At 39.2% G+C, this 14638-nt stretch carries 16 protein-coding genes; 4 read left to right on the top strand and 12 right to left on the bottom strand.

Features of this window, described 5'->3' with window-relative positions; translation table 11 throughout:
* Nucleotides 1-36: 36 nt before the first annotated feature.
* The 4 genes from WNY79_RS13155 to WNY79_RS13140 form a co-directional block, all read right to left on the bottom strand.
* Nucleotides 37-438 (bottom strand): DUF6691 family protein, encoded by a 402-nt coding sequence (locus WNY79_RS13155; protein ID WP_165721623.1) that lies wholly within the window; start codon nt 436-438, stop codon nt 37-39.
* Nucleotides 439-441: 3 nt separating this feature from the next.
* Nucleotides 442-855 (bottom strand): YeeE/YedE thiosulfate transporter family protein, encoded by a 414-nt coding sequence (locus WNY79_RS13150; RefSeq protein ID WP_182194073.1) that lies wholly within the window; start codon nt 853-855, stop codon nt 442-444.
* A gap of 2 nt (nt 856-857) precedes the next feature.
* The gene (locus WNY79_RS13145; protein WP_294116018.1) at nt 858-2117 is read right to left on the bottom strand and encodes an outer membrane protein transport protein; all 1260 of its coding nucleotides are present in this window, start codon (nt 2115-2117) and stop codon (nt 858-860) included.
* Between the two features lie 384 nt (nt 2118-2501).
* Complete coding sequence (locus WNY79_RS13140) at nt 2502-3926, bottom strand: sugar porter family MFS transporter (RefSeq protein WP_342876069.1); 1425 nt, start codon at nt 3924-3926, stop codon at nt 2502-2504.
* 330 nt (nt 3927-4256) lie between these two features.
* Between WNY79_RS13140 and WNY79_RS13135 the strand changes: the two genes are divergently transcribed.
* Together WNY79_RS13135 and WNY79_RS13130 are read left to right on the top strand one after the other, a co-directional pair.
* Nucleotides 4257-4499 carry a hypothetical protein gene (locus tag WNY79_RS13135; RefSeq protein ID WP_024599791.1) on the top strand — a complete coding sequence of 81 codons (243 nt, stop codon included), beginning with the start codon at nt 4257-4259 and terminating at the stop codon, nt 4497-4499.
* 497 nt (nt 4500-4996) lie between these two features.
* Nucleotides 4997-5386 (top strand): hypothetical protein, encoded by a 390-nt coding sequence (locus tag WNY79_RS13130; RefSeq protein WP_024599790.1) that lies wholly within the window; start codon nt 4997-4999, stop codon nt 5384-5386.
* A 58-nt stretch (nt 5387-5444) separates the two neighbouring features.
* Here WNY79_RS13130 and WNY79_RS13125 read toward each other — a convergent pair whose 3' ends face one another.
* Complete coding sequence (locus WNY79_RS13125; protein ID WP_342876068.1) at nt 5445-5939, bottom strand: dual specificity protein phosphatase family protein; 495 nt, start codon at nt 5937-5939, stop codon at nt 5445-5447.
* 90 nt (nt 5940-6029) lie between these two features.
* Here WNY79_RS13125 and WNY79_RS13120 point away from each other — a divergent pair, with 90 nt between their 5' ends.
* A complete protein-coding gene (locus WNY79_RS13120; protein ID WP_342876067.1) occupies nt 6030-8228 on the top strand; it encodes an exonuclease domain-containing protein in 2199 nt (732 codons plus the stop codon).
* Between the two features lie 43 nt (nt 8229-8271).
* Here the strand turns inward: WNY79_RS13120 and WNY79_RS13115 are convergent, their stop codons facing one another.
* Complete coding sequence (locus WNY79_RS13115) at nt 8272-9156, bottom strand: DMT family transporter (RefSeq protein ID WP_342876066.1); 885 nt, start codon at nt 9154-9156, stop codon at nt 8272-8274.
* Between the two features lie 105 nt (nt 9157-9261).
* Between WNY79_RS13115 and WNY79_RS13110 the strand changes: the two genes are divergently transcribed.
* Nucleotides 9262-9783, top strand: a complete 522-nt coding sequence (locus WNY79_RS13110) for a sel1 repeat family protein (protein WP_342876065.1) — start codon at nt 9262-9264, stop codon at nt 9781-9783.
* Between the two features lie 2 nt (nt 9784-9785).
* Here WNY79_RS13110 and WNY79_RS13105 read toward each other — a convergent pair whose 3' ends face one another.
* The 6 genes from WNY79_RS13105 to dinG are packed head-to-tail and all read right to left on the bottom strand — an operon-like array spanning nt 9786 to nt 14623.
* Nucleotides 9786-9938, bottom strand: coding sequence for a DUF2496 domain-containing protein (locus tag WNY79_RS13105; RefSeq protein WP_076915774.1), 153 nt, complete (start codon nt 9936-9938; stop codon nt 9786-9788).
* A complete protein-coding gene (locus tag WNY79_RS13100) occupies nt 9922-10203 on the bottom strand; it encodes a late competence development ComFB family protein (protein ID WP_024599785.1) in 282 nt (93 codons plus the stop codon). Before WNY79_RS13100 ends, WNY79_RS13105 begins: the two co-directional genes overlap by 17 nt.
* A 51-nt stretch (nt 10204-10254) precedes the next feature.
* Entirely contained in the window at nt 10255-11148 is an 894-nt protein-coding gene (locus WNY79_RS13095) for a histone deacetylase (protein WP_342876064.1), read from the bottom strand.
* A gap of 13 nt (nt 11149-11161) precedes the next feature.
* Nucleotides 11162-11770, bottom strand: coding sequence for a primosomal replication protein (locus WNY79_RS13090; protein WP_342876063.1), 609 nt, complete (start codon nt 11768-11770; stop codon nt 11162-11164).
* A 1-nt stretch (nt 11771) separates the two neighbouring features.
* Nucleotides 11772-12548 (bottom strand): TSUP family transporter, encoded by a 777-nt coding sequence (locus tag WNY79_RS13085; protein ID WP_024599782.1) that lies wholly within the window; start codon nt 12546-12548, stop codon nt 11772-11774.
* On the bottom strand, nt 12548-14623 hold the full coding sequence (gene dinG, locus WNY79_RS13080) for an ATP-dependent DNA helicase DinG (RefSeq protein WP_007584036.1): 2076 nt from the start codon (nt 14621-14623) through the stop codon (nt 12548-12550). The genes WNY79_RS13085 and dinG overlap by 1 nt, the downstream gene beginning before the upstream one ends.
* Nucleotides 14624-14638 lie beyond the last annotated feature (15 nt).

The following is a 14638-nucleotide window of genomic DNA, read 5'->3' as shown; positions in this document are numbered from 1 at the left end:
GAAAAGTAGCTGCCGAGTTTTAGTCGGCAGCAAATATTATACTTTTTTAGCTAACCACATACCGCCTAAGACGGCTGCAAAAAATAACAAAAATTCCATTTTAAGAGATACCAATTGAACCAAGCCAGGGCCTGGGCAAATGCCACTTAAACCCCAGCCTAAACCAAAAAATACTGAGCCGATAATTAAGCGCGCATCAATATTTTTTAAATTACTTAAATTAAATGTTCCTGAAATAAGTGGTTTCTCTTTTTTTGCAACCCATAACCATGTAAGCATCATTATTAGCATGGCAACAGCCATCACTATAATTAAGCTTCCATCCCATTGGTTTCCATAGGTAAGAAAGTTAATCACTTTAGCAGGGTTTGTCATCCCGCTAATAATAAGCCCTAAGCCAAATATAAAGCCTATAACAACCATCATAATTGCTTTCATTATTTATCCTACAAGGTTTGCTGTAATGAAGGCAACAAGCATAAATGTACATGTTGCAACCCAAGAGCGAGCAGAAAAGCGCGACATGCCGCACACGCCATGGCCACTTGTGCACCCGTTAGCTAAAGTTGTACCAGCGCCAACTAAAAGCCCTGCAACAACAATAAGCCAAGGCGGTAATTGCAATTCGCCTTCTAATAAAGAAGGGGCAAATACTCTTACCGCTATACCTGCCAACAACAACCCTAAAATAAAGTATAATTGCCAACGAGAGTCTGAATTTGCTTTAGCAAATACAGACTTAACAATGCCTGATATGCCCGCAATTTTTCCGTATAAAACCAGTAATAACGTACACGCTATACCTATTAATGCACCGCCTATTGCAGCCGATACTGGGGTGAATTCTGTTATCATTTTTAAATTTCCCAAACAATAGAAACGCCTAAACCGGTTTGTTTCATTTCGATTGATAATTGTTGATTAGGCGCTAAATAGTTAGCACCCGTTACTTTTTTTGCTGGCGAATAAAAAGCCATAGCGTTTAATTGTACCTTGTTGGTAAAAGAATGGCTAAAGCCAGTTGTAAAATGCCACTCTTGAACGCCCGGCGCTAAAATATTTAATATAACTTGAGAAGAAGGAATCGGTTGCTCGGTGTAAGACACCCCAAAACGAATTTTTTGTTGCGATGTACGCTGCCATTGATAGCCAAGCTTATAAATAGTCATATCGTTCCAGCCGAACCCAGCTCCTGCATCAGCCCCTAAAGGCGCTGACATCAAGTTATTAACTGGATTTGCAATACTTTTTACTTCGCTGTAATTTATTTTTTGCCAATCAAATACAACCTGATTACTTGGGGTAAGCTTATAGGCAGCACCAAGTTGAAACGAACTTGGCAGATCAAATCCTCCTTGCTCTGCAAACAAACCTTTATAGCTATCAAACTCTTGCATAGACACGGATGAGCGGTAACTTGCCCCCCAGCTTAATGACGAATTTATATCTTGGCTAATACCCAGTTGTATACCTAGGCCTGTACTTGTATCGGTGCCATTATTTGTAAGCGCTTCTGGTGATTGCGAAAAAGGAGCAAAGCTTCCAAGCCCTTGTGCTTCAAACTGTTGCACCACGTAAATAGGGGATACACCAAGGCGTGTTTGTTCATTCAACTTATAGCTTACTGTTGGGCTAATAAAGAGTTGTTTTAAATCAACGCCTGCCGTACCAGCGTAAAAAGTCCCCTCAGTAGAGGATTCTGCGCCGTACTCGGTATTCATACCGCCGTTGCCATACACTAATAAACCAATATTTACTTTTCCATTTAATTGATGGCCAATAGCAAACTCTGGAATTGCAAATACGGTGTTGTCGCTTTTTTGTGTTTTTGCTTCAAGATAAAATGCGCCAGGGTAAAAAGTATCTACTTTTGATGCAGTATATTTTCGTTCAGGTGAAAAAAGCTCTAAGCCCAGAGATAGCTCTGTTCCGTTAGGTAAAAAGGTTGCTGGATTATTAGCGCCAGACATTAACTCTTCTGACAGCGCTACACCTGCGCCAGCCATGCCTTTGTGGGTCATGCCATAGCCGTGAGTAAAATAACCATTAGTAGCAAATGCACTGAACGAACCTAACGCGCACGTTAAAGCTAAGCCTGAAATTAACTGTTTTTTCATTTTAGTAAATACATAAAGTTGGAATGGGCGGACAATAGCTAATTTTTGATATTCTAAAAAGGAATTTAAATAGATTAGTTATAATAAAAGGTAATACGGCAATGGTTATAAAGTTTAAATAAATGAGCGTAGATTGCTATTCAGCCTTAGCTTAAGTTAAAAGATTCACTAACGTATTGAGCTATAATGATATTTAAGTATGCAATCGGTAGCTATACACTTTGGTATTAAAAGTTTGCTGGTAAAGCAGCGTTTGCGTATCAATAGCAGTTTAAAATATATTTATTAATTAACGTTTAGCTCATCTAAACAATCATTCTTAAATAGCACTACTGTAGGTAAAGGCAAAGCGGCGATTACGATTAATATCACCGCTTTTAAAAATCACATAGATTCAAGCGTTTTACCGCGTGTTTCTTTAATGTATTTAACAACAAAAAATATACTTATAAGTGCCGATAACGCATAAAAGCCATAAGCGCCGGCAAGGCCAATGTTAGCCAGCATAATAGGGAAGGTCATGGTAATTGCAAAGTTAGCAATCCATTGTGCGCTTGCTGCAACAGCAAGGGCTGCACCACGAATGCGGTTATTAAACATTTCGCCTAATAATACCCATACAATTGGGCCCCAACTTAAGCCAAAAAATACCACAAATAAGTTAGCCATAATAAGTGCAAAAGTACCCATGTTATCGCTAAGGGCTAGCTTGCCTGCTTCATCAAGGCCTGCGCTACCAAATATATAGGTAAGTGCGCTTAAGCTAATAAACATACCAATACTACCTACAAGCAGCAGTGGTTTACGGCCAACTTTATCAACGAGGGCAATGGCAATAAAGGTCGATACAATATTAGTGGTGCCCGCTAATACATTTATAAATAACGATTGCGACTCATCAAACCCAGCGGCTTGCCAAAGCTCAGAGCCGTAATAAAACACCACATTAATACCCACAAATTGCTGAAATACACTCAGGGCAACACCCACCCAAACAATTGGGTGTACTTTTTTACTGCCATCAATAAATAAATCACGAATACTTGGCTTTGTATCGCTATGCAATGAGCGTTTAACATCGCTTATTTGCGCATCAACATTGTCGTTCGAAATTTTACTAAATACCGTTTTGGCATCGGCTACTTTACCTTGCGCCACTAAATAACGAGGCGACTCAGGAATAAACAACACACCCACTAAAAACAATATTGCAGGCACAAGCTCAGCCCAAAACATCCAGCGCCAAGCGGCTGTATCAAGCATTAAAATATTTTGCGCGCTGCCTGCTGCATCAGCTATTAAATAGTTACTTAAAAACGCAGCAAATAAACCCAGTACAATAGCGAGTTGTTGTAGTGTAGCTAAACGACCACGAAGTGCTGGTGGTGCAACTTCTGCAATGTAAGCTGGCGCTAATACCGATGCAGCACCAATACCTAAGCCACCAAATAAACGATAAAAAATAAACTCAGCAGAGCTTTCGCTAATGCCTGAGCCAAACGCACTAATGGCAAAAATAATCGCGGTGATGATCATAATTGCACGGCGGCCAAATTTATCAGCCAGCGGCCCCGCAGCAAGTGCACCTAGGGCACAGCCAAGTAACACAGACGCTACGTTAAAGCCCGTAGCCACACTGCTAGAATTAAACGCATTACCGAGTGCCGACACCGTGCCGTTAATAACGCCCGAGTCAAAACCAAATAAAAAGCCACCAATAGCAGCCACGGCAGAGATAAAAATTACGTAAAAAAGAGAGGTGTTTTCAGCTGTGTTGGCTGAGTGGGAAGGCGGTGTGTGCGTTGTCATTATATGCCCTGAAAGTTAAATTAAATATAAAAGAGCATAATATCGTAAAGCGCTATGGCTGAATACATTTGTGCAGGTATAACGAGTTTGGCGAGTATAAAGTGAGCCATTTTTAAAGGTTTTAGTTTAAGTAACCGCCTTTTAAATAACACAGGCTGAATTTCTGCAATTACATAATCTGTTCGAAATTAAGTAATTGTTTACAGTTGGCTATTTGGTGGATAAGGTAAATGCATTGAATATAGGAACATTTGTCGGTTTATAAAACGACGAAGGTCGTCGATTAAGTTGTTGTGTTTACTTCAAGCTCAGAGTGTTAATGGAATATTTATGCCAATAAAAAAATGGATTGTTCAATACGCTATAGCTCTACCAATTATTTTTTCTCTGCTGACTGGCGTTCAATACTTAAAAGGCAGAAGTCTAGAATACTCTATTGAATTCGGTATTTTGTGGGCCTTAGTATCGGTAACCATTTTTGCTATTAGGCGTTTCTACAATTATCGCAAAAATATTAATTGTGCTGTATGTAATGATATACCTAATAACAATCAAGATTCTGGTGGTAGGTAAACATAACAAGTAATAGTTGGCTACGTTTCGCTTCGCTACACAGTTTAGCCAACCATTACTTAGCCTGTTGTCTAAGCGTTAGTTTTCAAATAATCTTACGGAGTCAATTTTGAGGTTCTTTTGTCTTATTTTAATCATGTTCGCATCTGGATATGCAAGTATTTATGGGATTACTGGTGCTGAAGAAGGAATAAGAGTCGGCAACTCCTTTGATTGCAATATTATCCATCCGGGCTTGTATATAACAATCATTGAACCAATATAGTGAAAAATCAATTCCTATAGAAACTATTGGTAAAATTTCTCCCTCTCGCTTAAACCAAACGATAAAGTTTGGGACTTCCGAAAATATGCATATGCTAAAGAACGCTGGGAAGTATGAGAAGGGCTTGTAAAAAATTGAAAACTAACAAGTCAAGTCATCGGAAAAACACTCGCTGGCTGAGCCAAAGCGCTCGCGTTTCCAGCTGATTGAGACGTTATAAACACGGATGGATATGAGAGCGCTTTATCTACTTTTAATTTTAGTTTCTATAAATGTAAGTGCTGATGCTTACTTTCCCAGCTGCTTTGAGTCCTCTACTTTTGAGAAATATGGGAAAAAGTTATTTATTACACCAGATGATTTGTTAAACCATCCTAATTGGGACTTAGGTGATGGCGAACCACCAATATCAATTGGTAATGCAACAGAAAAAGTTATGTCATTTCTTCGTGATAAATACAGTGTTGAAGACGTGATATTTGCATTTGTTCACCTAAAGAGCCAAGTTTGTTTAATAGATCAGAAAATGCAAATAGTTTGGTTTTACGTTTTCGCTGCTGACTCACCAATTAGTCTTGTTGGTATCTCAATGACTGGACGATTGATTGAGGCCGTAGAGTAACATTTAAAAGAATATCCTTAGGACTATTTATAGTGCTAAATCCTCCGCAATTTCTGCCTTATACTTCAAAGTTATCAAAGTACTCTTTTTGCAGTTCAATAGTCAGTGCTTTACGGCGAATGCCTTGTACTAGGTTATATACTTCATCTTTTGTGTAACCTGCCGAATTTAAAATAAGCGCTGCGACCAAGCCTGTGCGGCCAGTACCGCCTTTGCAATGTATTGCAATGGTTTGCTTTTGTAATATGGCTTGTAATATGTCGGTTTTGTGGGTGTTCCAGCTTGATGTAAAAGGCTGTTTTGGTGCTTCGTCGTCATTTATAGGTAAATGAAACCACGTTATATCGTGCTTATTGCACTCACTATAAATGGTTTCTACGTTGTTTTTTTCAAGCTCCTTTTGAGGCATAAGTGAAAGCAGTATGTTAGTGCCAGCGGCTTTTAATGTGGCGATTGAATCCGCTAGGTTTTGTGTTTTTGTACTAGGGCAGGGTGTAAAAATAATATTTGCGCCGTTATTGAGTGATAAAACATCGTACGGGTGCGCGCTCATGGTAAGTCCTTTATTTTTTTATGAATTTGCTTTAATAAGCTAACTATAGCGTGTTTTAGTTACAAGTTTAAGATTGAATAATAAGCACAAATGCTAGATACTGTTTTTATATACAGTCATGGCGATATTATGAAAAAAGAATTACCAGCAAAATACTATTTAGCGCATTTTAGAGAGCTTATTGAGTTTGTAACTAGTAAATGTATGCATTTACTTGAGCCTAAACATAGTGAATTTATTAGTAAAATTAACCAGCTAGATGAGCAAAGCCAGTGCATGTTGGCGCGTGTGTACTCGCGAAAGCCTTATTTGGTGCAGGCGCAATCGCTCAATTATGAAGAAATAACATCGCCGCATCAGGCTATTTATACGCTAAAAAAAGCGGGCATTTTATTTGAGCCAAACGAGCAGCATTACCAGAAGCTTTTAGCGCACTTAACCAAACCTTCTTTGGTTGAGTTGCTAAGTAATTACCCAGAGCAAATAAGCTTTAAAAAGAGTGCAGCTAAAGGCGCGCTGGTGGATATTGCGCGTGAGTTTTTTAAAGCATGCCCACAAGAGCTTGCGCCACTTAATAGCCAGTATGTAATTAATAACCGCAGTGATTACTACGAGTATTTTGAGTTTTTATTTGCAGGTAAACTAAGCAGTGGTGATGTGAATCATCAAAACCGTTTTGTAATGCGAGACTTAGGCTTAACCGCTACGCGCGAAGGGCACAGTGAGAGCTTGTCACGCTTTGAAACACTAGACGAAGCGCAATCAAACTATTTATTAAACCGTTACCGGTTAGCGTTTAAAAATATAACCGATAAGAGCGACTATGTTGCCTTAGCGTCGCAGGTTTTAGTGCAAGCTGCACATGGTGCAATTGCCGTTGCATTAAAAAATAAATTATTAGTTAGGCTTTATAGGCAATTAAAAGGTGTTGATAGCGAACTTGCTTTTAGCTTACTTGAAGGGTGCGTGGATGATAGCGAAGCACAAGAAATTCAAATAAGAGAGCAATACAGGCTTGGCAATAAAGAGTGGGTAAAAGCACGATTAGAAGCCATTATCGAAAATCCACTTACAGATGATTTGCTGTATTTTGCTGACGATTTTTTAATGCGTAAGTTTAATAAAAAAACACGTTCGCGTTTAAGTGCCATGCTTGCCGACACTCAGTGCGTGCTAGAAATAGATGAACTGTACCGAGGTGAAGTAGAGCAGGGCGTAAACGATTATTATACTCGCCAAGGTATGGCTGTATTTAATACCGAAAACACGCTTTGGCAAAGTTTGTTTGGTTTAGTATTTTGGCATGAGTTATTTATAGAGTCGCCTTACCCGCCATGCAATGAGTTTGATATTTATCCGCAAGTATTAAGGCTTGGTAATTTTTATGAAGCGCAGCAAACACAAATAAATGAGCGCTTAGCGCAGTGCCAAACGTCGCAAGCATTACTTAATTTGGTATGCAAAAATGCAGCGCAATACTTTGAGCAACCTAACGGCTTGTTTAGATGGCGTAGCAATTTATTAGAGCCACTAGAAGCGCTCATTTTAAACAGCCCTATTAAGGCGTTAATTGCGCACTTAACAGCCATGAGTAAACATTATTTACAGCTAAAAGATGGCTACCCCGACTTAATGGTTATCAATAATGGCCAAGTACATTTTGAAGAAGTAAAAGCCCCAGGCGATAAGCTTAGGCGCAACCAATTAACCACTATTGATAACTTAAAAAACGTAGGCTTTACAGTACACATTGCTGCGGTTAAATGGTTTGTAGATCCTAACCGTATTTACAGTGTGGTCGATATAGAAACCACAGGCGGCTTAAAAGGCGGTAACCGTATTACCGAAATTGGCGTAGTTAAAGTACAGCACGGTAAAGTAATTGATACTTGGACAAGCTTAGTTAACCCCGAGCGCCATATACCTGGATTTATAACGTCACTAACTGGTATTAGCGACAGTATGGTTTACAACGCACCTGTATTTGCCGAAATAGCACAGCCATTGCTAGATAAACTCGCAGGCAGTATTTTTGTAGCCCATAACGTTAACTTCGACTACGGCTTTATTAAAAAAGAATGCGAGATGGCAGGGCACTTTTTTAAAATGCCAAAAATGTGCACCGTGGTTGAGTCGCGCAAAGCGTTTAAAGGCTTAAAGTCGTATTCGCTGGGCAATCTCTCATCGCACTTTAATTTAAATTTGACCAGCCATCACCGGGCACTTGCCGATGCAACCGCGACTGCAGAGTTGTTGTTACGTATTCAGCAATCCCAAAGTAGTGAATAAGCAGTAAATCTTAACGCAAGAAGTAGTATGCACTTTTAATCACTTAGCTTGTTTTAGCTAAGTGCTTCTTTCGTGGTAAAAAACCAGTAACCAGCATTGTGCCTACAATTACAAATAGTGCGCCTAGTAGTGTATTTGGCCCTATTTGCTCATCTAAAAATAAATGCCCCCAAAATATGCCAAATAATGGAATTAAAAAGGTGACAGTGAGTGCTGAAGTTGGGCCTATATCGTCAATAAGTTTAAAAAATAATATATACGCAAGCGCGGTACATACTACGCCCAGTACTAATACACCTAGCATAACGTTGGTGGTTGGAACTTCACGTATTGGCATAAATAAAATAAGTGGCAATACCATAAAACTCGACGCCCACATTGAGCCATGAGCGTTATCGAATGGAGCCAATTTGGGCGCATTTTTAGTGTAATGCGATGCAATGGCATAGCAAAGTGAAGCGCTTAATGCTGCTACTATAGCTATGATTGATTGGCTATTTAATACAAAGTGATTTTGGCCAACGAGTATTGCAACACCTATTAAGCCAAGCAATAAACCAAGCACCATACTTTTGGTGGGCTTTGTTTTTGTCCATAAAATACCAACTACTGCGCCCCAAATAGGGGTTGTTGAATTTAAAATTGATAAAGTAGAAGCGCTTATAGTTTGAGCTGCGTAAGCAAAAAATAAAAATGGCAGAGCAGAATTAAACGCGCCTATAATAAAAAAGTGTTTTTTGTGTTCAGTAAAGGCTAAGCGGCGTTTTAAATACAAAGCAACAATAAATAAAGTAACTGCAGCAAAGCCTACTCTAAGCTCAATTAATACCGCAGGCCCCAAGCTGTTAGCGGCCATTCGCATAAATAAAAAAGAAGCGCCCCAAATAGCGGCCAGAAGAAATAATCGCAGTAAGCTTGCTAAGGTCATGATAGTATTTTAATTATGCTGATTGGTTTTTAGAATAACAGGGTTTATAAAAAGTGTAAGCCATATTCGGAACTGGCATATAAAAATAATAAATTAAGGATAAGAATGAAAAAGTTCTCAGTAGCTTCTATGGTATTTATTACTTTGTTGGGGGGATGTAATTCAAGCCCAATCAACCTTTACAGTGATACCACCATGAAAAAGAATGAATACAATGGTATTAAAGCGTATCGAAAAGGACAGTTTGAGGCTGCTTTCAATTATTTAAAAGAGCCTGCTGGGCTAGGCTATAAAAGCGCACAATACACGTTGGCGTTTATGTTTTTGAAAGGCCAATACTTGGAGCAATCTACTAAACTAGGGATGGGCTGGCTAGGCGTTGCAAAAGAAGCGGGGGTTGAAAATTGGTCTGCGCAATACGATGCATTTTATAGTGCAGCGAGTTCACAGCAAAAACAACTAATAGATGAAACAGTTGCGTTGTATATAACGCAATTTGGCGTTAAAGCACAAAATATGACCTGTCGTCGTTCAACTTCGCCTAGGCGCACATTTGGTGAAGTTAAAATTGATTGCACTAAGCACGAAGGTATCGTTACCGAGTACGACATACAAATAATAGAATAGAGTTATGGCTTTTCTAGCTTTTTTTCAAAGTCGCTTTTAACAATATCGAGTGCTTTTAAGACCTCTTCTGGAGCAACATCGTGTTGCTCTAGTATCATAATTAAATCTACTGCAAGTTTAATATGTGTAGGGGCTTGATCAAGTGGGTTGGTCATTTAACTCTTTCTTTTTTGATATTTGACTAATGGCGACATTTATTGCTGTTTGCACACGCTGTTCCATATGTATACGTTCTGATTGCGGTAAATAAAATGCCATATCTACATCGTAGCGAATATATCGTGGTGGGAGCTGATTTAGTACCGTACAACAAAAGTCAGCCATTACATCTTCACCATATTTTTCATCAAGTTTAAGTTTGATGATTTCTTCAACTACAATCTTTTCGTAATAGTTGTGTATATCTTCGTGTAATCGCATATTCCCACCGCTTTAAAATAATCCGTTTAACTGAGTCTATACTAAGGCTTACTATAAATCGATAGCGGCTTTAAATAGTTGTTTATGAACATTAATTAGTGAACTCAAATTACGCTGATAACCGCCACCTAAAGCGCACATTAGTGAGATTTGATGTTGCTTACAGAAGTTGAGAACAAACAAGTCGCGCTCATATACGCCATTGAGCGATATATTAAACAAGCCTAACTCGTCTTTAGTGTAAATATCAGCGCCTGCATTATACAAAATAATATCGGGGTTATGAATGCGCACGCAAAAATCGAGAGCTTGCCTTAATGTAGCAAGGTACTCAGCGTCGGTTGTTTTAGCGGGCAATGCAAAATCGTAAGTAGACTCTTGCTTATTACGAGGAAAATTTTGTTCACAATGAATTGAGCAGGTAATAATTTGATTATAGTTTTGAGTGATTTGTGCTGTGCCATCGCCTTGGTGTACGTCGCAATCAAAAATTAAAACAGTGTCGGCTTGCTCTGTATTTATTAAATGTGCTGCTGCAATAGCTAAATCATTAAAAATGCAAAAGCCACTGCCAAAATCGCTATAGGCATGATGATAACCACCGCTTAAATTGAAGGTTAGATCGTGACTAAAAGCCGCTTCAGCAGCTTGAATACTCCCGCCAATTGATAAAAGAGTGCGCTCTACAAGTTGTTGCGAATAGGGAAATCCCATTTTTTTAATCGCTTTATCGCTTAACCCGCCATTTAAAAAATCATCTATATAACGTTGGCTATGACATAGCGCAAGTTGAGATGCGGTTGCTTTTTTAGGATCTTTAAAGTGAATAGCCGAAACACCTAGATTTTCTATTTCGGTTTTAAGTAACTGATACTTTTGAATAGGGAATCGATGACGTTCTGGGAGTATAAGGTCTGAATACAATGGATGATAATAAAGCTGCATAGTAAAGTGCGCCTTAACGCAGCTGCTGTTTTTCTACTTGTTGTATTTTGTCCTCGGTGGCAGAAATTGCTTTTCTGCAGCGACCTAATCGAGCGTGTGTGCTTAATATTTCAAGGTTAAGTTTTTGTGCTTTAGCTGGCGAGGCTTTATCCATTTGCATCTTACGTTCTTCAATCATGAGTACTAAACGGCGTTCAAACTCATGGTTTTGTTTTAATTCATCGTAAAGCTCATGCGATGATTGCATTATTTTTTGTACAGCGTGCTTATAAACAGTTTGCTTAGGGCGAGGTTTATAATGGCTTTTGTTTTCTTTAATCCAAATAGGCGTTGATTTAATAACATTGAATACAGCTTGTACCTGAGCTCCTATACGTTCAAGCGCGTAGGTATAAGCATGGCGATGCTCGCTTGGCGGTAATCGTGACACTTCAACTTCTATTTCTATTACGTAATCGACTAGGTTCATGCTTTTGGTACTAAAAACGGCGCGGTCAAACAAGCTAGGTTGTGCTTGCATGTAACGATTTTTAGAAAAAAGTTTAGCTTTATCAAATTGCTCAGCTTGTTGTTTTAGCGTTGCAACTTGTTGGCGTAGTTTATCTAAAGCTGTAGGGTGCATATTAAAAGTAAGCCTCATAAATTAGCTTTAATGCTAAAAGTATAACCATAGTATTAAATACAGGGCGAATAAATTTGCTACCAAACCGTATTGCTGAATGCGCTCCAATCCATGCACCAAGCATAATAAAAAAGCCCATTGTTATGCCAAGTAAAAAGTTTACATGTCCGAGTGCTACAAAGGTAATGAGCGATATAAAATTAGAAACAAAGTTCATTGAACGCGCTAAACCACAATTGAGTAGCAGGTTCATTTTATAAAGCATGCCATTAGAAGCAGTCCAAAAAGTACCCGTACCTGGGCCTGCTAAACCATCAAAAAAGCCTAATGCTAAACCCTGTAGCCATTGTTTTATTTTCATCGCTTTGTTGAGTTTAGGCAGTTCATCGCCTTCTGTGGTACTTAAATTACCAAATAAGCTATAAGCGGCAACTAAAATAATAATAATGGGTAGTAGTTTGTTTAAAAAATCGATACTTAAATGATCAACAATAACAGTACCTATCAATGCACCTATTGCAGTAGCTATGATGGAGGCCGCCCAAAATTTCGGGCTAAATAAATTCTTTTTATAGTACGTATAACTAGCTGTTAAGGAGCCAAAACTAGCCGCGAGTTTATTGGTGCCTAATGTTAAATGTGGAGGTAAGCCTGCAGTTAATAAAGCGGGCACAGTTAACATACCACCGCCACCGGCGATAGCGTCTATAAAACCTGCGGCAAGTGCAACAGCACATAAAACAGCCCAGGTTGTTGGATCGAGTGCGAGTTCAAACATTAATAATCTATTTGTCTTTTAAAAGGTGGTAGGGTGTCGAGCATGGCTTTACCGTATCGCTTAGTAACTAAGCGTCTATCGAGAATAGTAATACAGCCTTCATCACTCTCTTTTCGCAGCAGTCTACCACAGCTTTGCACCAATTTCTTTGCGGCGTCTGGTACGGTAATCGTTAAAAACGGGTTGCCACCTTTGCTTTGTACAAACTCTGCTTGCGCTTCTTCTATTGGCGAAGTAGGTACCGCAAACGGAATTTTAGTAATTATTAAGTTCTCTAAATATTTTCCAGGCAAATCAAGACCTTCCGAAAGGCTTTGTGTTCCAAATAAAATACTGCCTTTACCTTCGTCTACATTTTTAGTGTGTAATTTAAGCAATGCTTCTCGCGACATCTCACCTTGTACTAATAAGTTAAAACCTTTTGTTCTAAGAAACTTTGTTACGTGGTCCATTTGCCAGTAAGAAGCGAATAGTACAAGGTTCGCTTTTTTATCATTTAGGTACTCTGGTAAAGTTTTAGCTAGGTGATCACTAAAGTCTTTATCGGTAGGTTCTACTTTTGATACCGGAATACGTAAAGTGGCTTGTTTGGGGTAATCAAATGGAGAAGGTACTTTAATAAATTTAACGCCTTCTTCTTTAGCAAGTCCTGTTTCGTAAGCAAAGTGATCGAACGAGCCCAGTGCACTTAATGTAGCAGAGCATAAAACAGCGCCCGCGCATTCTCGCCACAATTTATCTTTTAAGTAATAACCGACTTCGATAGGGCAGTCGCTTAATAAGTGGTCGTGATGGCTTTTGTATTCAAGGCGTTTTATCCACCGTGCATGAGGAGCACCTTCGCCTTTTTTAGCGTAACTAAACCATAGTTTGTTTAGTTGCTCTAACCTGTTTATGTATTGACCGCTTTCGCCTAGTATTGGGTCGGCAACGTAAGGTTTTATGTCGCCATCGCTAACATCTTGGGTAAGGGTGTCGTGCATTTTGTTTAAACAGCGCAGCGCATCTTGCGTGGCTTCGCTTATGTCTTTTGCTTTACTGTGCAGCGATTGTGGAATTTCACCGTGCTCAAAGCGATAAGTATCATCTTTTGAGTATTCAAAGTCGGCATTATCAAGAATATCGCGAACTACTTTTAAATCTTTATTTGCATCGTTAATACTGTCGCAAAGTTTAAAGTTTTGCCCAATGGCTCTTTGTCCCACTAAAACCTTCGCCATTTTCCCGCTAAACTTGGTGAGCTTATCAAGCCATTCTATCGTGCCTTTAATTGTGGCAGCAGCTGATGAAAAATCGCGTGTTATATGTGCTAAATGGTGGGCTTCATCAATAACGTAAATGGTGTTGTCGGGCTCTGGTAAAATTTTACCGCCGCCTAAGTCTAAATCGGCAAGTAATAAAGAGTGATTAATTACCAGCACATCCATTTGCATTAATTGATTACGAGCAAGCTGAAACGGACACGTTTGATGGGCCTTCATTTGGCGCTGGCATGAATGTTTGTCGCACGCTATTAAGTTCCACACTCTATCGGGTACAGTATCGGCCCAGCTGTCTCTATCGCCTTGCCATTTTTTATTCACATAGGCGTTATATAGCTCATTCAAACACTTGGTTTCCATTGCGCTCAATGGTGAAGTAAGCGTTGGCATAAAGTCCATTTGTGTTTGGCTATCGCCGTTTACAGCATTATGTAATTTGTGGGCACAAATATAACGATGGCGACCTTTTACCAAATCAAATTTAAAGTCGAGGCCTGAATGCTTTTTAAAAAATGGCAGTTCTTTTGCTATTAATTGTTCTTGCAGTGCAACAGTTGCGGTAGAAATAACTAGCTTCTTTTTTTGCGCTAAGGCAAGCGGTAATGCGCCTAAACAATAGGCAAGAGACTTTCCTGTACCGGTGCCAGCTTCAATTACGCATATGCGCTGCTTTTTATGGTATTCGCCTGCAAGGGTTTTTGCTATTTCAGCTACAAGGTAGTTTTGGCTGCTGCGAGGGCGATAATCGTTTAGGTTACTAGCCACATGCTGGTGTACTTGCCTAATTGTTTTTTTTAGTGAGTCAGAAAGCATGGGATGATTTACCTA

The sequence above is a fragment of the Pseudoalteromonas sp. AS84 genome (assembly GCF_038900255.1).
Taxonomy (GTDB): Bacteria; Pseudomonadota; Gammaproteobacteria; order Enterobacterales; family Alteromonadaceae; genus Pseudoalteromonas.
The sequence above is the reverse complement of the archived record's forward strand: the minus strand, read 5'-3'. Positions and strand labels throughout refer to the sequence as shown.

Bases quoted from the DNA above. Each gene is read 5' to 3' on its own strand.
- WNY79_RS13155 (WP_165721623.1), bottom strand. From the start codon at position 438: ATGAAAGCAATTATGATGGTTGTTATAGGCTTTATATTTGGCTTAGGG.
- WNY79_RS13150 (WP_182194073.1), bottom strand. From the start codon at position 855: ATGATAACAGAATTCACCCCAGTATCGGCTGCAATAGGCGGTGCATTA.
- WNY79_RS13145 (WP_294116018.1), bottom strand. From the start codon at position 2,117: ATGAAAAAACAGTTAATTTCAGGCTTAGCTTTAACGTGCGCGTTAGGT.
- WNY79_RS13140 (WP_342876069.1), bottom strand. From the start codon at position 3,926: ATGACAACGCACACACCGCCTTCCCACTCAGCCAACACAGCTGAAAAC.
- WNY79_RS13135 (WP_024599791.1), top strand. From the start codon at position 4,257: ATGCCAATAAAAAAATGGATTGTTCAATACGCTATAGCTCTACCAATT.
- WNY79_RS13130 (WP_024599790.1), top strand. From the start codon at position 4,997: ATGAGAGCGCTTTATCTACTTTTAATTTTAGTTTCTATAAATGTAAGT.
- WNY79_RS13125 (WP_342876068.1), bottom strand. From the start codon at position 5,939: ATGAGCGCGCACCCGTACGATGTTTTATCACTCAATAACGGCGCAAAT.
- WNY79_RS13120 (WP_342876067.1), top strand. From the start codon at position 6,030: ATGCTAGATACTGTTTTTATATACAGTCATGGCGATATTATGAAAAAA.
- WNY79_RS13115 (WP_342876066.1), bottom strand. From the start codon at position 9,156: ATGACCTTAGCAAGCTTACTGCGATTATTTCTTCTGGCCGCTATTTGG.
- WNY79_RS13110 (WP_342876065.1), top strand. From the start codon at position 9,262: ATGAAAAAGTTCTCAGTAGCTTCTATGGTATTTATTACTTTGTTGGGG.
- WNY79_RS13105 (WP_076915774.1), bottom strand. From the start codon at position 9,938: ATGACCAACCCACTTGATCAAGCCCCTACACATATTAAACTTGCAGTA.
- WNY79_RS13100 (WP_024599785.1), bottom strand. From the start codon at position 10,203: ATGCGATTACACGAAGATATACACAACTATTACGAAAAGATTGTAGTT.
- WNY79_RS13095 (WP_342876064.1), bottom strand. From the start codon at position 11,148: ATGCAGCTTTATTATCATCCATTGTATTCAGACCTTATACTCCCAGAA.
- WNY79_RS13090 (WP_342876063.1), bottom strand. From the start codon at position 11,770: ATGCACCCTACAGCTTTAGATAAACTACGCCAACAAGTTGCAACGCTA.
- WNY79_RS13085 (WP_024599782.1), bottom strand. From the start codon at position 12,548: ATGTTTGAACTCGCACTCGATCCAACAACCTGGGCTGTTTTATGTGCT.
- dinG (WP_007584036.1), bottom strand. From the start codon at position 14,623: ATGCTTTCTGACTCACTAAAAAAAACAATTAGGCAAGTACACCAGCAT.